The 21,387-nt window shown below is 60.4% G+C and carries 17 protein-coding genes; 5 read left to right on the plus strand and 12 right to left on the minus strand.

Annotated elements, in window-relative coordinates; all coding sequences use genetic code 11:
• Positions 1-114: 114 nt before the first annotated feature.
• Both C4J89_RS11085 and C4J89_RS26915 read right to left on the minus strand, forming a co-directional pair.
• Positions 115-1,857, minus strand: coding sequence for a phosphoethanolamine transferase CptA (locus C4J89_RS11085; RefSeq protein ID WP_124414402.1), 1,743 nt, complete (start codon positions 1,855-1,857; stop codon positions 115-117).
• Between the two features lie 154 nt (positions 1,858-2,011).
• On the minus strand, positions 2,012-2,173 hold the full coding sequence (locus C4J89_RS26915) for a DUF6026 family protein (RefSeq protein WP_163001709.1): 162 nt from the start codon (positions 2,171-2,173) through the stop codon (positions 2,012-2,014).
• A 272-nt stretch (positions 2,174-2,445) separates the two neighbouring features.
• Between C4J89_RS26915 and gnd the strand changes: the two genes are divergently transcribed.
• Genes gnd through C4J89_RS11100 form a run of 3 tightly spaced genes read left to right on the plus strand, consistent with a single transcriptional unit; the run spans position 2,446 to position 5,770 of the window.
• Positions 2,446-3,429, plus strand: coding sequence for a phosphogluconate dehydrogenase (NAD(+)-dependent, decarboxylating) (gene gnd / locus C4J89_RS11090; protein WP_124362384.1), 984 nt, complete (start codon positions 2,446-2,448; stop codon positions 3,427-3,429).
• A complete protein-coding gene (gene zwf / locus C4J89_RS11095) occupies positions 3,426-4,949 on the plus strand; it encodes a glucose-6-phosphate dehydrogenase (protein ID WP_124414403.1) in 1,524 nt (507 codons plus the stop codon). Before gnd ends, zwf begins: the two co-directional genes overlap by 4 nt.
• Positions 4,946-5,770 (plus strand): HAD family hydrolase, encoded by an 825-nt coding sequence (locus C4J89_RS11100; protein WP_124362386.1) that lies wholly within the window; start codon positions 4,946-4,948, stop codon positions 5,768-5,770. The genes zwf and C4J89_RS11100 overlap by 4 nt, the downstream gene beginning before the upstream one ends.
• A 54-nt stretch (positions 5,771-5,824) precedes the next feature.
• Here the strand turns inward: C4J89_RS11100 and C4J89_RS11105 are convergent, their stop codons facing one another.
• Positions 5,825-6,085, minus strand: a complete 261-nt coding sequence (locus tag C4J89_RS11105; RefSeq protein WP_124362387.1) for a hypothetical protein — start codon at positions 6,083-6,085, stop codon at positions 5,825-5,827.
• Between the two features lie 322 nt (positions 6,086-6,407).
• On the opposite strand from C4J89_RS11105, the gene C4J89_RS11110 reads away from it, so the two are divergent.
• Positions 6,408-7,733 (plus strand): sigma-54 dependent transcriptional regulator, encoded by a 1,326-nt coding sequence (locus tag C4J89_RS11110; RefSeq protein ID WP_124414404.1) that lies wholly within the window; start codon positions 6,408-6,410, stop codon positions 7,731-7,733.
• Positions 7,734-8,447: 714 nt separating this feature from the next.
• On the opposite strand, the gene C4J89_RS11115 is transcribed toward C4J89_RS11110, so the two are convergent.
• The 8 genes from C4J89_RS11115 to C4J89_RS11150 all read right to left on the minus strand — a co-directional run bounded on the left by C4J89_RS11115 (position 8,448) and on the right by C4J89_RS11150 (position 19,705).
• Positions 8,448-9,749: an autotransporter outer membrane beta-barrel domain-containing protein gene (locus C4J89_RS11115; protein ID WP_124414405.1), complete on the minus strand. Its 1,302-nt coding sequence runs from the start codon at positions 9,747-9,749 to the stop codon at positions 8,448-8,450.
• A gap of 48 nt (positions 9,750-9,797) precedes the next feature.
• On the minus strand, positions 9,798-10,544 hold the full coding sequence (locus C4J89_RS11120) for a hypothetical protein (RefSeq protein WP_124362390.1): 747 nt from the start codon (positions 10,542-10,544) through the stop codon (positions 9,798-9,800).
• A gap of 37 nt (positions 10,545-10,581) precedes the next feature.
• Positions 10,582-11,262, minus strand: coding sequence for a C39 family peptidase (locus C4J89_RS11125; RefSeq protein ID WP_124366640.1), 681 nt, complete (start codon positions 11,260-11,262; stop codon positions 10,582-10,584).
• Positions 11,263-11,323: 61 nt separating this feature from the next.
• Positions 11,324-12,061 (minus strand): hypothetical protein, encoded by a 738-nt coding sequence (locus tag C4J89_RS11130; RefSeq protein ID WP_124362392.1) that lies wholly within the window; start codon positions 12,059-12,061, stop codon positions 11,324-11,326.
• Between the two features lie 68 nt (positions 12,062-12,129).
• On the minus strand, positions 12,130-12,678 hold the full coding sequence (locus C4J89_RS11135; protein ID WP_124362393.1) for an adhesin: 549 nt from the start codon (positions 12,676-12,678) through the stop codon (positions 12,130-12,132).
• Positions 12,678-13,127 (minus strand): hypothetical protein, encoded by a 450-nt coding sequence (locus tag C4J89_RS11140; RefSeq protein ID WP_124414406.1) that lies wholly within the window; start codon positions 13,125-13,127, stop codon positions 12,678-12,680. The genes C4J89_RS11135 and C4J89_RS11140 overlap by 1 nt, the downstream gene beginning before the upstream one ends.
• A gap of 292 nt (positions 13,128-13,419) precedes the next feature.
• Positions 13,420-14,415, minus strand: a complete 996-nt coding sequence (locus tag C4J89_RS11145; RefSeq protein WP_124414407.1) for a FecR family protein — start codon at positions 14,413-14,415, stop codon at positions 13,420-13,422.
• 130 nt (positions 14,416-14,545) lie between these two features.
• A complete protein-coding gene (locus C4J89_RS11150) occupies positions 14,546-19,705 on the minus strand; it encodes a dermonecrotic toxin domain-containing protein (protein ID WP_124414408.1) in 5,160 nt (1,719 codons plus the stop codon).
• Positions 19,706-19,882: 177 nt separating this feature from the next.
• On the opposite strand from C4J89_RS11150, the gene C4J89_RS11155 reads away from it, so the two are divergent.
• Positions 19,883-20,920 carry an Ldh family oxidoreductase gene (locus C4J89_RS11155; RefSeq protein WP_124414409.1) on the plus strand — a complete coding sequence of 346 codons (1,038 nt, stop codon included), beginning with the start codon at positions 19,883-19,885 and terminating at the stop codon, positions 20,918-20,920.
• Positions 20,921-20,952: 32 nt separating this feature from the next.
• Here C4J89_RS11155 and C4J89_RS11160 read toward each other — a convergent pair whose 3' ends face one another.
• On the minus strand, positions 20,953-21,273 hold the full coding sequence (locus tag C4J89_RS11160) for a YqjD family protein (protein ID WP_124362397.1): 321 nt from the start codon (positions 21,271-21,273) through the stop codon (positions 20,953-20,955).
• Positions 21,274-21,387: the final 114 nt, after the last annotated feature.

Raw genomic sequence — 21,387 nt, forward strand, 5'->3', positions numbered from 1 at the left:
TGTCGTCTTTGAGACCGCCCCGGATGGGGTGGGCATGGCTCAAAGACGAAAGGAGGCGCGGAACTTTAGGCTTTAACGAGAATGATTGTTATCTTCTTGTTACAGGTTGCTGGGTTACTTGACCACCACGTCGGTGCTGTCGGCCTTTTTCGGCTTGATCAGACTGAAGTCAATCAAGGCCTTCTGCTTGGTCTCGTAAGGGTTGCCGATCAGCAAGGGGCGCGGCTTGAAGCTGTCGCTGACCAGGCTTTTGCTGTGGTCCAGTTCATCGAAACTCAAACCTGCCAGGTCCGCCCAGGTGTGGATCAACTGCGAACTGCTGTAAGGCCGTTGCAGGTCGCCGGCGAAGCTCCAATCGTGGCTTTCGCGCCACTTGGGCGAGGCGTAGGCCATGAAGGGAATGGTGTACATCGGCGCGGTCGGCTTGCCTTCGTTGCGGCCCAGGGTGTCATGGCCGGCCGAGTCGAACACGTCCTCGCCGTGGTCCGACAGATACAGCAGGAAGCCGTTGGGGTCGGTCTTGGCGTAGTCCTTGATCAGGCTCGACACCACGAAGTCGTTGTACAGCACCGCGTTGTCATAGCTGTTGTACGTTGGCAATTGTGCATCGCTGACACCGGGCGGCACGCCCTGGCGGTCGGTGAACTTGTCGAACGTCTGCGGATAACGGTACTGGTAGCTCATGTGCGTGCCCAACAGGTGCACCACGATGAACTTGCGCTCGGCGGTATCGGCCAGGGCCTTGGAAAACGGGGCCAGTACATCGCCGTCGTATTGGCGGGCGTTCTGGTTCCGGTTGTTGTTGAGGTACACCTGCTCGTCGGCCTGTTCGGAAAAGGTCGTGAGCATGGTGTTGCGCTTGGTCATGGTTTGCTGGTTGGTGATCCAGAAGGTCTTGTAGCCGGCCTGTTTCATCACGCTGACGATCGACGGCGTCTTGAGGTACAGGTCGGGGTTTTCTTCGTCGGCGAAGGTCAGTACCTGCTGCAGCGCTTCAATGGTGTACGGGCGCGGTGTAATGACGTTGTCGAACACCGCCAGTTGGTCGCGCAGCTTGTCCAGTTCCGGCGTGGTGTTACGCGGGTAACCATACAGGCTCATGCGCTGGCGGTTGGTGGATTCGCCGATCACCAGCACCAGGGTGGACGGCTGGCCGGCCATGCTGTCCTTCAGGTTCTTCAGCGGTGGGATCTGGCTGGCACTGGTCAGCATGCCTTGCATATTGTCCAGCTGTTCGGTGTAGCGGCGGTAGGCGACGATCATCTGCCATGGCACGGCCGGTTCGATCCGGGTTTCGAAGCGGTCGATGGCCAGTTCCATGGTTTCGCTGGTAGCGATCTGCTTGACCAGCGGGTAGCCGACCACGGCCAGTACAATGGCGATCGCCGCCACGATCGACTGGCCACGCGGCAAGTACACCGGGCGCAGGCGTGTCCACAGGAAAATCGCGAAGGCGGTGTGGGCGATGAACGCCAGCACGATCCACCAGGCAAAGTACTGGGTGGCGTACTCGCCCGCTTCAGAAATGTTCGACTCGAACATAATGAATATGACGCTCTGGGAAAATTCCTGCTGGTAAATGAAGAAATAACCCAGGCTGGCCATCGAACAGGCCCACAACACCACGCCGATCAAGGCAGCGAGCAGGCGTGTTTGCCGGGGGAACAGCAACATCGGCGCCAGCCACAGCGCACTCATGAAGAACGCCTGGCGGAAACCGCTGAAGCCGGACGTGCCGGTCAGTTGGATAAGAAGTTGGGTAATCCCGGAGAAATACCAGAAAAACAGGAATAACCAGCCAAGGCCGGCCCAATCAAAGCCTTTCGCAGTCGTCGTGCTGCGTTTGAACATCGCCATCCAGCGCCCCATCAGAAAATAATCGTCGCGCACAGGCGCGCGACATCGGGCCGCTCAGACAGTGAGCGGCATCGCGGGCGGGAGTATCGGGATAAGTGTGTGAAAACTTTGTGAGTTTTCTGTAGGTATGGCCTTACCGGCTCGCCAGGGCGGGTCAGCAGAGCGCGGGCTTGGCGCCGGACGGCAGTTCAAGCTGGGCCTGCAGATGTGAACGCAGACGCAGGACTTCCTGTTGCAACTGATCGCGCTCGTCCTTCAACTGGCGCAATTCATCGCGGCGGATGCTGACGTAGAGGGTCTGAGGCGGTCGGGTCATCTGTGCTGTGCTCATTGCTTACCTCGCAAATAGCGGTCAACGGCGCTGCCGAATCGGTTCGCGGCAACAGTCGGAGGTAAGTCTGAATTCTTTTTCACATCAAGGGAACTTTTTTATTTTTGGTGGTCGTGTGACTTTTACAGGGGTGATGGTGAAATGATGGCAACTTTTTTGCCATGAAACTACACGGATCCGCTCTGGACTAACCCTCATTAGCCTCATTGCGCTATAAACTATGTCACACATTTTTTTGCAGTTAGGAGCATCAGCACATGCAACTGGGGATTATCGGACTAGGCCGCATGGGCGGTAATATTGCGCGGCGCCTGATGCTCAATGGGCATTCCACCGTTGTTTATGACCGTAATGAAGCATTCGTAAAGGGCTTGAGCGAGGAGGGCGCCACCGGCGTCGCCGGCCTGGAGGCCCTGGTGGCCGGCCTGCAAAAGCCGCGCGCGGTATGGGTGATGCTGCCGGCGGGCGCGCCGACCGAAGACACCATCAATGAACTCAGTGAGCTGCTGGAAAGCGGTGACGTGATCATCGACGGCGGCAATACCAATTACAAGGACGACGTGCGTCGCGGCAAGGCCCTGGCGGAAAAGGGCCTGCACTATGTTGACGTCGGCACTTCCGGCGGTGTCTGGGGCCTGGAACGTGGCTACTGCATGATGATTGGCGGCGACGTGGAAACCGTGCAGCGCCTCGACCCGATCTTCAAGAGCCTCGCTCCCGGTATAGGCAGCATCCCTCGCACCAAGGACCGTTCGGCTTCTGCCGACCCACGTGCCGAGCAGGGTTATATCCATGCTGGCCCAGCGGGCTCCGGTCACTTCGTCAAGATGATCCATAACGGCATTGAGTACGGAATGATGCAGGCGTTTGCCGAAGGTTTTGACATCCTCAAGACCAAGAACTCGGAAAACCTGCCTGAAGATCAGCGCTTTGACCTGAACGTGGCCGACATCGCCGAAGTCTGGCGCCGTGGCAGCGTGGTGTCGTCGTGGCTGCTGGACCTGACCGCCGATGCGCTGGCCACCGACCCGAAACTCGACGGCTACTCCGGCTCCGTGGCCGACAGTGGCGAAGGCCGCTGGACCATCGAAGCGGCCATGGAGCAAGCGGTGCCGGTACCGGTGCTGTCTACCTCGCTGTTCGCCCGTTTCCGTTCGCGCCAGCAGAGCACCTACGGTGACAAAATGCTCTCGGCCATGCGCTTCGGCTTTGGCGGCCACGTGGAGACTTCCAAAAAATGACCGCCAACGGCAAGAAACCCAAGGCCGAACCCGCTCCACCCACTACATTGTTCCTGTTTGGCGCCCATGGCGACCTGGTCAAGCGCCTGCTGATGCCGGCGCTGTACAACCTGAGCCGCGACGGGTTGCTGGGCGATGGCCTGCGTATCGTGGGCGTTGATCACAACGCCGTCAGCGACGCGGACTTTGCCAAGAAGCTCGAGGATTTCATTCGCACCGAGGCGGCCAGCAAAGTCCGGGGAAATGCCGACAATGCGCTGGACCCACACCTGTGGGCCCAGTTGGCCAAAGGCATCAGCTACGTCGAGGGCGACTTCCTCGACGACAGCACCTACGCGGATATCGCGCAGAAAATTGCCGACAGCGGCACCGCCAATGCCGTGTTCTACCTCGCGACCGCGCCGCGCTTCTTCAGTGAAGTGGTGCAACGCCTGGGCAGCGCCGGGTTGCTCAATGAAACCGAGGAGGGCTTCCGCCGCGTGGTCATCGAGAAACCTTTCGGTTCCGACCTGGCCTCCGCCGAAGCCTTGAATGCGTGCCTGCTCAAGGTGATGAGCGAGAAACAGATCTATCGCATCGACCATTACCTGGGCAAGGAAACGGTGCAGAACATCCTGATCAGCCGTTTTTCCAACGTGCTGTTCGAAGCGTTCTGGAACAATCATTACATCGATCATGTGCAAATCACCGCTGCGGAAACGGTCGGCGTGGAAACCCGCGGCAGTTTCTTCGAAAAAACCGGCACCCTGCGGGACATGGTGCCCAACCACCTGTTCCAGTTGCTGGCCATGGTTGCCATGGAGCCGCCGGCAGCCTTCGGTGCCGACGCGGTGCGCGGGGAGAAGGCCAAGGTGGTGGGAGCAATCCGCCCCTGGTCCCTGGAGGATGCGCGGGCCAATTCCGTTCGCGGCCAGTACACCGCCGGTGAAATCGCCGGCAAGTCGCTGCCGGGCTACCGTGAAGAAGCCAATGTTGCACCCGACAGCAGCACCGAGACCTTCGTCGCGCTGAAGGTGATGATCGACAACTGGCGCTGGGTCGGCGTGCCGTTCTACTTGCGTACCGGCAAACGCATGAGCATCCGCGACACCGAGATCGTGATCTGCTTCAAGCAGGCGCCTTACGCGCAATTTCGCGACACCGAGGTCGATGAGCTCAAGCCCACCTACCTGAAAATCCAGATCCAGCCGAATGAAGGCATGTGGTTCGACCTGCTGGCGAAAAAGCCTGGGCCGGCCCTGGAGATGGCCAACATCGAACTGGGCTTTGACTACAAGGATTTCTTCGAGATGCAACCGTCGACGGGGTACGAGACGCTGATCTACGACTGCATGACCGGCGACCAGACTTTGTTCCAGCGCGCCGACAACATCGAGAACGGCTGGCGTGCCGTGCAGCCGTTCCTGGATGCCTGGAAAGAAGATGACGGTATCCAGACCTACAAGGCTGGCGAAGATGGCCCGGCGGCGGCCGACACCTTGCTGGCCCGTGATGGTCGCACCTGGCACAGCCTCGGATGAGTGATGCAGCGATTCATCCCATCCGCTTTATCCTCAGTGACGTGGACGGCACGTTGCTGCATCCGGATCACAGCCTGAGCCAGCGCACCGCCGATGCGGTGCGCGCGCTGCGTGAGGCCGGGGTGTTTTTCAGCCTGGCCAGCGGGCGACCACCCAAGGCCATGCTGCATTTGATCGAGACCTTTGGCATCGACGTGCCGGTGGCGGGTTTCAACGGCGGTACGTTGATCAACCCGGATGGCAGCATCCTGGTGGCCCACCATCTGCCGGCGGAAGCAGCCCTGGTGACGTTGGCGCTGTTTTCCGCCGAGCCGGACGTGGAAGTGTGGGTGTTCGCCGACGGCGATTGGCTGCGTCGTGACCCGCCAGGGCCGATGGTGCAGCGCGAAGCCGATGGCCTGGGGTACGGGCCGGTGGTGGTGGAGAGTTTCGAGCCGTACCTGGACCGGGTCGACAAGATCGTCGCCGCCAGCAACAACACGCAATTGCTGGTGGAGCTGGAGGCGCAATTGCAGCCCAAGGTACAGGGCTTGGCCCAGGTGTCGCGTTCGCAGCCGGTTTACCTGGATGTGACGGCGATGCTGGCCAATAAGGGCGAGGCCTTGAAGACCATTGCGGCGCACCTTGGGGTGCCGCTTGCGCAAACGGCGGCCATTGGTGACGGCGGCAACGACCCGGCGATGTTCCAGGTGGCCGGTTTATCGATCGCAATGGGCCAGGCGGAAGAAACCGTCAAGCGTCAGGCCAGCGTCGTCACCGGCAGTAATGTCGAAGACGGCGCTGCTGAAGCGTTCGAGCGATTTATGCTGACCGCGCGATAAGTAAGTCCAACTTCCGATCACGCGAGTGCAGTGATCGGAAGTTAACCTGCCGACTTACTTGGGCATTGCCCACTGTTGCAACTTGTAGCCATCTTTGTCGAGCTCGGCACGCGCCTGCAACAACAGGTTTTCCAGTTGCGCCGGGTCGGTGTAAGTGTTCGAGGACAGCTGTTTGCTGCCGATGCGGGTATTGGTGCGGTCGATGACGCTCAGGCTGAGGGCGCCATTGCCATCGTGCCAGGCCACGCACTGAAAGGGTTGGAAAGCGCGGTCTGCAATCAAAAGAGCTTCGTTGATGCGCAGCGGAGCGTTCATGTGGGTCGTCTCTCTCTATGCCCATTCAAGTGAGTACCGGCGGTTGGGCTGACCGTGCGGTGGGTTACTTGTACTGATGCGCGATGGTGGGGTACGGGTCACATGCTAGAGCAACAAATTTTAATGTTTCCTGACTAACGTCATGTAAGTCGCTGTTTTAAAAGCTCAACCCAGGCATTAACGGTTCAAGGATAGGTGGCTTTTTGCTCGCACTTATAGCGAATGGTTACAAAGGCTGCGTCAAGATTTTGTTAAGGTTCCTGTCAGTCAACACAAACTGTTGTTTCTAATAACGTTACTGTTCTGACGCCAAGGAATATTCATGATTGTGTCCCCCGTCCAACGCCGCTTGCTGGTGGTCGACCCGTGTGCGGATTGCCATGGGTTGCTACCGGGCTTACGCACGGTCGGATGGGACGTGGACAGCTGTGCCCTGGAAGCGGTGGGGGATAGGTCCTGCGATGTCGGTCTGCTGCGGTTGCAGCCGTGTCATCTGGAACGCCCCGAAGCGGTCAAGGAACTGATTGGCCGAAGCGGCACCGAGTGGATCGCGGTACTCAGCCAGGATGTATTGCGTCTGCAGAACGTCGGCGATTTCGTCTGCGAATGGTTCTTTGACTTCCACACCTTGCCGTTCGACGTGTCGCGGGTGCAGGTCACCCTGGGACGCGCCTTCGGCATGGCGCGTCTGCGCGGCAAAGGCAACCCCCCGGTGGGTGGGCCTGGGCATGAGCTGCTGGGCGACAGCCGGCCCATTCGTGAACTGCGCAAGTTGTTGTCGAAGTTGGCGCCCACTGAATCCCCGGTACTGATTCGGGGCGACAGCGGCACCGGCAAGGAACTGGTGGCCAAAACCCTGCACCGGCAATCGCAGCGGCACGCCAAGCCGTTTGTGGCGATCAACTGTGGGGCGATTCCGGAACACCTGATCCAATCCGAACTCTTCGGCCATGAAAAGGGGGCGTTCACTGGTGCGCACCAGCGCAAGGTCGGACGCATCGAGGCCGCCCACGGTGGCACACTGTTCCTCGATGAAATCGGCGACCTGCCGATGGAACTGCAAGCCAACCTGTTGCGGTTTCTCCAGGAGAAACAGATCGAGCGCGTCGGCGGCAGCCAGCCTATCCCGGTGGATGTGCGGGTGCTGGCGGCTACCCACGTAGACCTTGAGGCCGCTGTCGAGAAGGGCACTTTCCGCGAAGACCTGTATTACCGCCTGAACGTCCTGCAAGTGGTCACGGCCCCCTTGCGTGAGCGCCATGGTGACGTGGCGATGCTGGCCAATCACTTTTCGCGCTTCTATAGCCAGGAAACCGGCCGCCGCCCGCGCAGCTTCAGCGAAGGTGCATTGGTGGCGATGGGGCAGCACCTGTGGCCAGGCAATGTACGTGAGTTGGCCAACCGCGTGCGCCGTGGCCTGGTGTTGGCCGAAGGGCGCCAGATCGAAGCGGTGGATCTGGGACTGCAAGGCGAGCAGGCGGCTTCACTGCCGATGGCGACACTGGAAGATTACAAACACCGCGCCGAACGTCAGGCGTTGTGTGATGTGCTCCATCGGCACAGCGATAACCTCAGCGTCGCCGCCCGCGTGCTGGGCATTTCGCGGCCGACGTTCTACCGGTTGCTGCATAAGCACCAGATTCGCTAGGGCGGTTGTGGGAGGGGCTTGCCCCCGATGGCATTGTTTCAGCCAGCCAGTCTGTTACTGATACACCGCCATCGGGAGCAAGCCCCCTCCCACAAGGAATATTGGTTGTCCATGAAATAGCTGACGAAACCGAATCAAAATGTGGGAGGGGGCTTGCCCCCGATAGCCATAGGTATCTACACAACTTTGTAGCAGCCTACGGTAACCACGATGCGAAGCGAGTTGCTCTTGATCTTGCTTTTGATCTAGGCGCCCCGTTAAACCACGCTGGCCGTAATCCGATAGTGATTTGGGGGGTAAACCGGCAGGGATGCCGGTTTAGCCGCCCCGCGCCATGGATGGCGCGTGGCGGCGGCCCCCCAAATCACTGTCGGATTCCGGGCACACCGAGCCTAGGCGAGGTGCCGAGTGGTGGGGCAAGAGCGTTTTGCTTACTTTTGCGCTTTTCCAAAGTGAGCCGCCGTAAGGGCGGAACCCTAAGCCGCCGTTACCGCAGCAACGGATATGTACTCGCCTTGATCCAACATCCTGGTCGGCTGTCAGGCCGCCATCGGGAGCAAGCCCCCTCCCACAAGGAATATTGGTTGTCCATGAAATAGCTGACGAAACCGAATCAAAATGTGGGAGGGGGCTTGCCCCCGATAGCGGTATGTCAGTTGACACAGCAGGTCACTGACCCTGCACCATCAACATTTAACAGCGTTCGCCCCTCAATCAGAAGTAATACGGGAATTTCAGGCTGAAGGTAAAGTCCGGCGCATCATCGGTCATCCCGATCGCCAGGTTCGGCACGATGGTCAGGTTATCCGATGCGGCAATCGTCATGCCCACGTTGAAGTAGCCGGCGTTGGCATCGCTGGAGACCACCGACTGCCAGTCGCCGCCGTCGGGCTTGAGTTTGCTTTTGCGCTGTATCAAGTCTGATACCGAGAACGACATACTCATCTTCTCGTTAAGCGCAAAGGCTACGCCGACGCCGAGCTGGAAGCTGTCACCCAGGCGCACTTTGCCGCCGACCTTTTGATTGACTTCACTGCTGATGTCATCGAACGAGTCTTCGAAGTTGTGGGTGTACGACAGCGAGCCGAACAGCACGGCAGGGTCGAAGGTTTTGACCAGGGAAATGCCCGGCGTGATCGACCAGACTCCGTTGCCCGTCGGCAGGCTTTCCGGCAAGTAAAGGTTGTCGTTGTTGGGCTGCTTGACCAGTTTGATGCCAAACGGCTCTTTACCCGTCGGCGCCTTCACCCGTACCGATACCACCGCATCCGGCAAGGTGGGGGTTTCATCGAGGAATTTGTACGCCACGCCGAAGTTGACGTCGCCGATGGTCGGGTCGCGGGTGACGGAACCTTCCGAGGTGGCCGTGGCATCGTTGCCGGCGCCGCCGGACTGATAGGTCGAGTCGCGGTAGACCACCGGCACGTTCAGGTCGAACTGCCAGCGATTGTCGACGTTGTAGCGCCCGGTCAGGTCCAGGGTCCAACTGTCGGATTTGATCCGGTCCAGGTTGATGTTGCCGAGAAAGATCGAGTCCAGCGCGAGGAAGCCGTTGAGGGTCAGCTGGCGGGCGTCATAACGGGCATAGGTGACACCGGTTTCGAGGCTGAACTTGCCATTGCCGAAAAAGCCGCTGGCCTCATTGTAGAGGTTGCTCACGCTTTGCGCGGGGGCGGAATCGTCCTTGAGTGACTGGCCGTAGGAGCTGCCGCCACCGCCGGCACCACCCGATGCCGCAGCCGCGCCCGTGCCAGCGACGGTGGTAGCGCCCTTCTTGAAGTCGGCGGGGGATTTGGCCAGGCGCCTGGGCGCAGGCGTCTGCGGTTGATCTTCCACCTGGCGCACGCGTTGCTCCAGCACGGCCAGGGCCTTTTGCTGCACGTCGTAGCGTTGCTTGAGTTCCAGGAGTTCCCGCTTGAGGGTTTCGATATCGGCATCCGGTGCGGCATACAGCACGGAGGCGGGCAAGAGCGTACTTAAACAGATCACCGCGCGGAGCGATATCGATCGATGCATGAAATAAGCCGTCCTTTTTGATGCGTAAGTGTCGAGGGTCAGCGTAGTTCAATAACCGAGCGTGCGTAGGCCTTTGAGTTGATCCAGGTTGCAGTTCAACGCGCCGTTGTTCAAACCGTTATTGTTCATCACGACGTTGAGTTGGGTCATGTTGTTGACGAAGTTGCTATTGCCGGTCAGAACCGTCCCTTGCAGCACATTCCCGCCGCCGATCTGCTGCAGGCTGTTGCCTTGGTTGTGGTTGGCCTGGATCGCCATCTGCAAGCCGCCATGGTTGGCCGACACGCTGACATGACCTGCCGGGCTGTCGCCGCTGACGGTGCCGCCGGCCACCAATACCTGCCCGGACTGCACAATATTGGCAGGGGCAAAGCCGTCCTGGGTGACGTTGATGCCCACCGTGTTGTGGGCGGTGTTGCCATCGCCAGCGGTGCGCACGCTCTGGATCACACCCTGGCCACTGCCAAGGCCCGCGCCGCCGACCACATTGCCGGCGCCGATGTCCTGGTTGCTCCCAGCCCCCGCCGCGCCGGTGGTTTGTACGTAGAACTGCGGGGTGATGGTGGCCTTGTCGAGCTGCAGGCTGGCCTTGCCGGTGATGCTGTCGCCCACCGCATTGGTCCAGGTGCTGCTCATGACAATGCCAAAGCTGATGATTCGCCCCGGCATCACATAGCGGCCGCGCAGCTCGGCCATTTCCGAATCCTTGAGTTCGATCGGTTTGAAACCCGATGAAGCATAAGCGGGCATCGAGGCTGCCAGACACAAAACCGTCAGCCAACGGGAAGTGTTCATCTTTTGCTCCTGGAGCGTCCTGCTCCTTATTGCGCTTCTAGAAGAAGTCGCTCTGGATAAAACCGAAATCCATCAGCTCGGCGTCGCCTACGGGCCGGAACTCGTTCAACTGGTTCTTGGCGGTCAGCGGCGCAGGCGGGTCGAGCAACACGTTGGTCTTGTCGTAGCCTTCGCCCAATACGGCGAACACGATGCCATTCCAACCCTTGACGAAGTCATCCCGCGAATAGCGCTTATGGCCCAGCACCGGGTCGCCGATATACACCCAGTCCTTATCGGCCCGCTGCATCACCACGAAGTGCTTGTAGCCACGAATTTCCAGCAACACCACCACCGGGATTTTCACGGTTATCAGGGTGTCTGGCGCGATCTTGTAGCCCCGGGCACGCATGCCGATGCTTTCGAGGTAGCGCTTCATGTCCAGCATGGAAAAACCCTGGGTACGCACCAGGTCCTGATCGGCAGTGAGCAGCATGCCTTTGATGAGGTGATCTTCGTCGACGTCCAGCCAATAGGCCTGGCGCAGGATGGTGGCGAGTGCCGCGGCACCGCAGCTGAAATCGGTTTTCTGTTCCACCAGGTTGGCGAACCGGCGTTCACGGATGCTCTCGACCTTCTTGAAAATCACCGCACCGCCAGGCATGGCGGAGATCGCCATGGTGCCTGCCCACGCGGGGCCGGTGAGTAACATCAGGAGGGTGAGGGTCGCGAGGCGCATGATCGAATGACCTGTTGGACACTGGAATAAAAAGGGGCCTTGTTGCCAAGGCCCCGTTGGATCAGAAGCGCACGCCACTGGCGCAGACGCTGCAACCTTGGCCGATCGACAGGCTGTTGCTGCCTTGGTTGCCGGCGCCGGATTGCAGGTTCACACCCACGTTGCCGGAGTTGCGGTTAACCGAATTGTCGAGGCTGGCATTGTTGGACACGTATTGCGGTTTGCCATAGCCATGACTGCTGGTGGCGCTATTGAGGTAGCTGTTGTTGAGCGAGTTCTGCTCGGTGTTGGAAGCCGCTGCGATGTTCTTGCCGTCAGCGGTGGTGATCGCCAGGTTGTTTTTACCCTGGTTGCCTTGCCCGGCCTGGCCGTTGTAACCCACGTTACCGGAGTTGCCGTTCACCGAGCTGTCCAGTGAAGCGTTGTTTTGCGTGCCTTTGTTGACGAAATTGTTGTTGCTGCTGCCTTGATCCACATCGATCACCGCGAACACCGTGGCAAAGTCGCCTTTGGCACTGGAGATGGCACCGGCGTTGTCAGCCTGGTTGCCGGAACCCGACTGCACGTTCACGCCCACGTTACCGCTGTTGCCGGTGACCGAACCGTCGGCAGAGGCGTTGTTTTCGGTGTTGGTGTCGTCGAATTTGTTGTGCTGGCTTTTTTGCACATCAGTGACCACAGCGGCAACAGTACCGCTAGGTTGAGGCGCCGGATGCCAGCCACCCCCTGCTTGAGCGGCGGCAGCCATGAGCGCGGCGAGAGCGAAAACCAATGGTTTCAGAGCCATTTGAGGTTTCATGGTGTTTCTCCTTGCTTCTAATTAGTTGGGTTAAGTGTTGGTACGGTCCAGCCAGTGCTACCAAGCGTTCACTTGATAGTGATACCCAGGGTGTTAGCCACTCGGTTCCCCACCCCGGCACTCTGGTTCACCTGAATCACTCCTCGGCTGCCGGTGAAGGCCTGGTCGCTGGTCACGACCTGGCGGCTGCCAGTGGTGGGGGTGAGCCCTGAGTCGGTCAACTGCGTCGTGTTCTGTTGCAACAGGACGCTGTCATCGATGCTTTGCGGGCCAGGATTGAGACTGATCCGCACGGCATTGATCGATTGGTTATTGGCCCCGGCCGACTGGTTGATGCCCAGCACGCCGTTGCCGTTGCTGAAAGAGGTGCCCAGGATCGCCGCCTTGGCGTTCAAGGACGGGTCGACGTTGCCGTCGAGTTTCTGGATGTTGAGGTTGGTGGCCTGGCCGCCGAGGACAATGGCGCGGCTGTTGGACATCTGTTGCTGGTTACCGGCCGCCTGGTTGATCGACAGCACGCCTTCGTACTGGTTACCGCTGCCTTGGATCACGGCGGTGTTGTCGGCCATCGTCGACGCGCTGCCCAGCAGCGCCACCATCAGCACGAGGCGCTTCATCACTTGCCCCCCATCATGCTGCCGAGGTTATTCAAGGGGGTCATGCCGCGCTGGATCGAATCACTGATCTGCCCACCCATGCCGCTGCCCGCGCCGTGGCCGGCGGCTGCGCCGGTGCCCAGGGTCGACATGCCGTTTTGCGTGGCGCTCAAGCCCGCCTGATTACCGCTGGGCTGGAGGGAACGCGCAAGGCTCGAACCGCTGCGAATACCGTCGATGTCCACATCGCTGAGTTCGCCGGAAATGGCGCTGTTCACTTCTTTGCTGGGGTTGGCGTTGGCGGTGCTGGGGTAGGGGTCGGGAAGCGAGGTGCGCCCGTACATATGACCTTGCACGGTGCGCCCTGTCACGATCACGCCATCACCCGCCTGGCTCGGCAGGCTGATGCCAGCGCTGAGCACGCAACTGATCAGCAGTGCGTTTATCGAGGCATGAGTGAGTGCGTTCACGGCGGCAGTCCTTGTTATTCACGCTGACCCTAAACAGCGCTGTCAGGGAAAGAGCAGAAGGCGTGCCGCTTTTTATTTTTCTTCAGGATTCAGTGTGTTGCGAGTTGCGCTGGAGGATTGATCGGCTAGGGTGTTTCACGCGTGAGACAGTCGCCCTGCGGCGCGATATGCTCCGCCGCTCGCGCCAGTTGTATCACTGATGAAACAGTGCCCATGACAAAACCATGAATCCGCAGCCACTGGGCGATTCAGCGCAGTTGGGTGTTTCAAAAATGGACAGGTGGCCGCAGGCTCAGCCTTTGGGCGTTTTACGCGGAATGGAGTTGAGTACAGGGTTGCCATCCTGGTTCTGGGTCAGGTAGACCGGCAGCACCTTGGGCAGGGAAGGGATGAGGTTGTTGACCTCACTGAGGTTATAGATACCGCCAATGCGAATGGTCCCGGTGCCCGCGTCCGCCAGCATCGCGGGTTTGTCCAGGTAGCGGTTGATCAGCGGCAGGGCGTCGGCCAGGGCCAGGTTATCGAGCACCAGCTTGCCCGTGCGCCACGCCAGCGCGCTGTCATTGGAGTTGAAGGCCTGAACCTCGGGCGTGGTGTCGCCCTGATGATAGCTGGCCTGCATGCCAGGGCTCAGTTGCACGCCGGGGTGCAGGTTGTCACTGGAGATCTGTACGGAGCCTTCGAGCAGCATCACCCGGACCTTGTCTTCGTATTTCCAGACGTTGAACTGAGTCCCGGTCACCCGCACCTGGCCTTCCCCTGCGCGCACGATGAAGGGGTGGGCGCTGTCATGGCTGACCTTGAAAAACGCTTCACCCTTTTTCAGCGTAACGCGCCGCTGGTCCTTGTATTGGCTGTAGACCAGTTCAGTGCCCAGGTTCAACTCCACCTGGCTGCCATCGCCGAGGGTAATGTTGCGCAAACCGTTGACCGCTTCGAAACGCTTATAGGAACTGGGCAACCAGCCGGCTTCCCAGCCAGTGAACGCGGCCAGGGGTAGCGCGGCGAGGCAAATCGCGGCTGCGACCGCGTAGGTGCGCCAGCGCGAACGTGGCTTGAACGGTAGCACCAGGGGCGGCGCCGGGCTGCGGGGCAGGTGGTCGGCCACTTCCCAGATTTCCAGCATGGCGGCGTATTCGAAAGCATGCAGCGGGTGCGCATCGTGCCATTGGGTAAAGGCTTGACGCTCCGCCGCCGTGCAGTCGCCCGCATGCATGCGCATGCACCAATGCGCGGCGGCGTCGGTGATGGCGTCATACTCGGCTTCTGAAATCGGCTTGTCGGTCATTTACGCATCCTGATTTGGGCCATTCTAACCTCCCAGGCAGGACCGCGAGAACCGCCATCGTGGCAAATGCGCATCAATGAGAATGAATCTCTCTGAAGCGCATTGCGCTCGGGTCGGGGGTGGTGGCTTGTCAGGCCCCCGGATCCAACTCCCGGCCCAGATGGCTGATCAGGTAGGCGACCGAGTCGGCGTTGGTCAGGATCGTGTCGATGCGCTTGTTGGCGTCGCTCATGAAGATGGACCGGGCATCGGCCAGGGTTCGGGCACCGGTGGTTTTCAAGACCTTGTCCTTGAGGGGGCCAGTACCCTCTTCGCTGTCAAAGTCGTTCCATTGCTGGGTGAACTCGTCCAGGGTCTTGAACAACCGCATGGCCGGCGTCATGACCGACAGGGCGGTTTCACGCAGTTGGGTCAGGTCGGTCTTCATCAGAGCGCCGCCCTGGATCTGCACATTGATCAGGTCCGGGAACGGCCGCATGCTGTCGAGGTAAACCAAGTCTTCGGTCAAGGATCTCAGGTGCGTTATCTCGTGGATCAACACGGTCGCCCGCGCATGGGCCGAAATGTCGAACGGCAGAGTCAATCGATTTTGATAGGCGTCCATTTTGGGATCGAAGAACCGATCCAGCAGGTAGATTTTCTTGTCCGCGTCATCTGGCAGTACAAAGGCAAAGGTATCGATTTCGCCAGGGTGGTGGGTACCGCTGACGAACCGCATCGAGTCGGGGTTGATCAGTGTGGGGTTGACCAATTCGTTGAGTACCTCGTCGACCCTGGTTTCGATTCTTCGCACCTGCTCGGCCGAAAGCGCGAAGACGCCGAACATTTCCGTGAAAAAACGCCCGAGGCGGCTGTTGGGATCGCGCAGGGCTCCAAAATGTACGAGGTTGCGTTTGCACGTCACCGCGTAGTACGTCGCCACGTTAAGTGCTTCGTTGATGCACTGCGCCTTCCAACTGGACAGCGCGGCAATAGCCGTCATGCCCACTGCCTCGATATTGATGGATTGGCGCTCGGCCGCGCGGGTGTATGACCTGTGGATATATTTGGAGAGGGTCTTGCCGTAAAGCGGGTGGTGCAGGTTTAGGTCCAGCACCCATTCGCCACGGGCATTGCGCTGCACGTAGGGGCCGTGCTGGTCGCCCACGCTCATGCGCCAGTGCTGACCGGCTTTCTTCACTGGATAGACCTTGCCGGCCACCGGAATGAAATGGCGGTTTTTGGCCTCATCCTCGTAAACGTGGGTCAAAGGGCTCTGTTTCAAGTCCTCAAGATTGACCCGCGTGTCTTCGTACACGCGCAGGCGGGTACGCAGAGGCGCGGTCATATCCAGGGTGGCCAGGGTCATTGCCGGTGGCGCAGGGGTGGCAAGCCATTCTTCCACGGTGGTGGAGGGCGGGGGCGTCGCCGTGTCGGGCAACAGCCCGTCCAGTTTCTTGCGCAAGGTGGCCATTTCGGCAACGCCAGCAATAAACGTTTTTAGCGCGTGTTGCCAGCGGTGTTGCTGCAGGTCTTCGGCCGAGCCCTTGAACAGCTCGAAGCTGCGCCATACCACCAGTGGATACGCCAATTTGCCGGCTATGAATTGGAGAGCGTTGGGGATGCCCTCGCTCAGCAGGTTCTTGACCACCTCCCACTGCGCCTCGGCGCCCCGGCTGAATTGGCAGGCAAGCATCTGGGACAACTGAGTGAGGTTGTCGGCGAACAGGCGTGTCAGCAGGTTGCCGGAGATGGGCGTGTAGCCGAGACGAATGTCCGATAAATCGCGAAGCGTTTGCTGGCCCAGCAGGTTGCGATAGGTCGCCTGATGAGGGGCTTGCAGACGACTGACCAGCCAGTCCTGCAACGCCCCTGGGCTGGTGAATTCAGTGAGCAGGGCCGATTCGCTGGGGTACTCCTTGAGCAGATGCCTGGGGCTGTAGGGCGCATACAGCAGCGTGGGGCCAGTAGCGCCAGCCTTGGGACCGATCAGGTAGCAGCCCAGGACGTTGGCTGCGGTGGCGCCCGCTGTAGCGATCAGCTCGAGGGGGCGTACGACCGCCGTCACCCCGTCAATCATGGCGCGGGCCAGGGCATCGGGCATGTCGAAGACCTGCTGGACCACGCTCCACGCCGCGGCCGACAGCTGTTCATCGAGCCTCTGTTGATGGGCGTACTGCAGCATTTGCCACGGCAACTGCCGACAGAACAGATCACGGCGCTTGAGGGCGTCATTGCTCTGGCCGCCCAGATGGGCGGTCAGGTGCGCCTGATACAACCCGTTGAGGTCCAATTGGCGCACCAGTTGCACCACGGCGCTGCCGTCCAGCGCAGGCGGCAGTGGTTGGGCGGTACGCGAAGAGGGGCGGATGTCTTCGGCGCGCAGCTCGGGCCAGTGGCGCATGGCAAAGTCCGTCAGGGTCTGGGTATGCCCCTTGAGGTCGGTGCGCAGGGTGATCAGCACATTGTCCGGATTCACCACCTGGCCCGGAAAACGCAGTGTGAGCAGGTCGTAAAGCCTCAGCGCCGCCTGCACGCGCATCGGCATGATGCCGTGAAGGTAGTCACGCTGCTGCGGCGCGCTGAGGCGGTATTGTTCCAGCAGCTCGGCATGCAGGATCTGTTCGTGAGGGGGCGCCAAGCCCAGCCACACCGGCAGCCCTTGCTGGTGGAGCATCGCTTGGGCGACAGCGATGCCGCGATGCAGGCCCGATGGCGGCGCGCGTCGCATCAGGGCGTCCAGCCAGTTCTGCAGCGCCTGTGGGTTCAAGTTCATCAGTAGCACATGCTCGATTTCGGCACGCATGAGTTGGTTGTAACTGCCCAGGCGGTTGTTCAGCAGGTGGTCATCGATACGTTGCAGGGGGCCGAGCCTGTAGGTTTGATGGGGCTTGCGCAGGGAGATGGGCAAGTTTTCCAACAACAGCAGCCTTAGCGTGGGATCGGCCAGGCGTTGCGTCAGGGCATTGAGCAGAGTGGCGATCGAGGCAAAGGCCTCATAGCCATCGCGGGGCGACCACAGCACAGCAATGCCGGAATGGACCGGGTCGAGTCCGCCCCGTTCGCTCAAGACAAAGCAGCTTGCCAGGGGCGCGGGCGCGGTATTGGCGCCGACGTAGAGGCTCAGGCCGAAGGCGTCCGGGATGAAACCGTTGAGGCCGTGGCGCTTCAGGCGCGTCATGCTGTCGCCCGTGAGTACGCTGTCCAGCAGTGCCAGTGCGGGGGCCGGGAGGTTTTTTTCCAACTGGCGCAGTTGCATTTCACCGCTCAGCCCCTGCAGCAGGCCACGGCTCAGGGGGGGCCGCTCATTGTCCAGGAACACGCCGGGCAGTGCAGGCAGATCATGTTGCGCAAAGGTCGTGAGGACCCGCTCGATCATTTGATTGAAGAGGGGCACCGTCAGGCTGTTCAGCTTGTCAGCGGCGCCCGCAACGCGCTTGCCGTAAAACCCCGCCAGGGGCGATGGCGACAGTGCTTGCGTTTGCCTGGCCAGGCGTGCGATCAGGTGTTCGACCATACTTGCCGAGGTCAGGGGTGTACGCCGTTCACGCGCTTGAGGCGACGTGGCGTAGGTATTGATGAACACTCCTTCGGCTTGCACTTCCAGATGGTTGCTCTTGAACTGCGCGTCCAGCGCCTGCGCCGCCAGGCTGTGCAGGGTCGGATGCTTGCTGAGCCTGAGTGCGAGCGCCGTCTGCACGGCCTCCAGCCGCTGTAAATGTTGCCTGGTCTGTTGCGCCTTGACGGTGGTGGGGCCGCCGTCGCCGCCAGTGACGGGGTGCATGCTCCAGCGCCCATCGGCCGATAACGCGAGCAAACGGCTGTCAAGCATAAACCGGATATCCAGGGCGCTGTCGAGCCGCGCTCCCAGGTCGATGGTGCCGCCGCTGCGTCGGAAAAGCCTCAGCGCATGCTCCATGTTGTCGAATTGTTTGATGATAATGTCCTCGACCATTTCCTGAAACAGGTCGTCGGCCACAGGCAGGCCGGTGACCTGTATCTGATCCATGCCGATAAATACATTCTGTTCATCCACGGATAGAAAGTTGAGCAACTCATCTTCATGGCCGCGAGCCTTGAGCATCGCCAGCAGGGTGGCGTGGAGGTCGTCCAGGTCCTTCAGCACCTGCAGGCCACGGGTCTGGGTATACAGGTAAGCGTCGGCGTTGCTGATCATCAGGGTGCTGGCCAGTTCAACCTGATGTTGATAGAGCGCGTGAACACGCACTTTCTCTATGCGCATTGGGCGGGCCGAGGCGACGCGCACCGCCCGGGTCGGTAGCAGCAGCGCCCGCAGCGCAAGGCTTTGCTCGGTGGAAAGGATGGAACTCTGGTGCTTGAACAGCAGGTCCGCACGGAATTTGTCGCTGATGACCCGGGCAAAAAACGCCAGGCGAGACTGACCGCTGACGGCGTCTTCGTTCCAGTAGGTTTGCAATAGACTGCCCAGCAGTTTCGACAGGATGCCGCTGGTTTGCGCGACGACATTGTCCCAGCGCTGCACGTCCTGGTCCTGTTGCGCCTGGGTAAAGGCGCTGGTGTCATGACGCGGGTTCACGTAACGGTGCGTTTGCTCGGCAGGCCAACCCTGCCTGGCATAAAACTGCAGCAACGCCTCGCGCAGGGGGAGGGAGGCGACCCAGCGGCTGTCCGATTCCGTGCCGGCCTGGCTAAAGAAATTAACCCGCGTGTCGCCTTGGTTCAGGCCCGGAAAGGCGGTGCGGGCCATAATGCCGAGCAGCGTGTCGAGCATGTCGTACAGGTTGGGCAATTGGCGCAATTGGTCGAGCATCGCCTCGACGTTGCTGTGCTGGTTGTCCAGGATCACCTGTTGCTGGTGTTCCATGACCGCGCCAGGGATGACCGTGCTGATCAGCATCAACGGCGCATCGGCCGGTAACGAATTACGCTGGCTGATCGACAGAAACCGCAGCAGCTCCGTGCGCTGGCTGGGCTGTTTCAAGCGCTCCTGCACTTCGGTGAGCAGAGCAGCATGGCTGTCGAACAGCTCCATTCCGCCATAGGGCGTGTACAGCACTGCTTTATGGGTGTCTGGCGCCGGGCTCAGCACAAACGCGCCGGCCAGGGGGATCTTGGGGGCGCCGATGAGGTTGATCTGCAAGCTTTCCGCCAGCATGGGGTCTTTGAGCTTGGTGTCTCGTCGAGCGGCATCGTTGGCGTAGTAAAGCGTGTGCAGCCAATCGAGTTCCTTCACCGTGAATCCCAGCTCACGCTCGCGATCAGTTGGGGTATTGCGTTTGACGGGGCGCAGGAACTCTTCAAAAAAATAAGCTGGATCCAGGGTTGGCATGGCGTGCTGTCCATCAGGTCAGGGTCAAAGCCCACACTAGCGACGGGGCGAGCGCCGGTGGCGGTAGATAACTGGGTAAACCGTTCAAGTGCACATTGACAGCAGGCATGGGCAGCGTTGTTTAATCGGCGGTCTGGATTCTTGTTGCCTCTACCAATTATAAAATCGGAGCTACAGATGTCTGCCCAGTCCCCGGTAGTTGATCGTGCCAGCGCGTTCATCGGTTTCACTGAGCTGGTGGCCTTGCTGCAAACAGTGTTTGTAAAGCACGGCACTTCGCCCGAGGTCGCGGCGATTCTGGCGAACAATTGCGCCAGCGCCGAGCGCGACGGCGCTCATAGTCACGGCATCTTTCGCATGCCCGGCTACCTCAGCACGCTCGCCAGCGGTTGGGTGAACGGCCAGGCGCTGCCGGTGGTGACGGACGTCGCCAGCGGTTTCGTGCGGGTAGACGCCTGCAATGGGTTTGCCCAACCCGCCCTGGCTGCCGCTCGGCCATTGCTGGTGGCCAAGGCCCGCAGCGCCGGGATCGCGTTGCTGGCGATCCACAACTCCCACCATTTCGCCGCGCTGTGGCCGGACGTTGAGCCTTTTGCCGACGAGGGCCTGGTGGCCTTGAGCGTGGTCAACAGCATGACCTGCGTGGTGCCCCACGGTGCCGACCGCCCGTTGTTCGGCACCAACCCCATTGCCTTTGCCGCGCCGCGCGCCGACGGCCCGCCGATCGTGTTCGACCTGGCCACCAGCGCCATCGCCCATGGCGACGTGCAGATCGCTGCGCGCAAGGGCGAACGCTTGCCTCCGGGCATGGGCGTGGACAGCCTGGGCCAGCCAACTCAGGACCCTAAAGCCATTCTGGAAGGCGGCGCGCTGTTGCCGTTTGGCGGGCACAAGGGCTCGGCGCTGTCGATGATGGTCGAGTTGCTGGCGGCCGCGTTAACGGGCGGTCATTTTTCGTTCGAATTCAGTTGGGCTGATCATCCGGGGGCGCGTACACCGTGGACAGGCCAGCTGCTGATCGTGATCGACCCGAGCAAGACCGCCGGGCAAAGCTTTGCTGTGCGCAGCCAGGAACTGGTGCGGCAGATGCATGCGGCGGGGTTGCGGCGCTTGCCGGGCGATCGGCGGCATCGCGCACGGGCAAAGTCGCAGGAAACGGGGATTGAACTTGAGGTACAGGACCTGCAGCAGTTGCAAGCGTTGGCTGCGATTTGAAGGGGCTGCGCCCTGGGCGCAGCCCCTACTTATCAGTGACGGCGACCGAGCAGCAGGCCTACCACCAGGCCAAAGCCTGCGGAAATCGCCACGGTCTGCCAGGGGTGACCACCGATATAAGTCTCGGTGGCATCGACTACCGGCTTGCTGCGCTCACGGACGTTGGACACTGAGTCCAGGGCTTGCTTGAGTTTGATGGCGACCTGCTCGCGCAGGGTTTCGCCTTCCTCACCCACCAGTGATGCACTGCTCTTGAGCAGTTTGTCGGATTCTTCAATCAGCGAAGTCAGTTCGCTGAAGGCTTGATCCTTGATTTGATCTTCGACGGATTGAGCGGCGGTTTTGCGGGCCATGTGTGACTCCTTGCAAGTGTAGGTGACAGTGAACAATGGAGTATCGGGCGCTGGCAAAAGTTGCAGTTATTTTGCGGGCTGCCCATTTGCGGCAAAATCGAAATCGGGTCTTTT

The sequence above is a fragment of the Pseudomonas sp. R4-35-07 genome, from assembly GCF_003852235.1.
In the GTDB taxonomy this organism is placed as follows: domain Bacteria; phylum Pseudomonadota; class Gammaproteobacteria; order Pseudomonadales; family Pseudomonadaceae; genus Aquipseudomonas.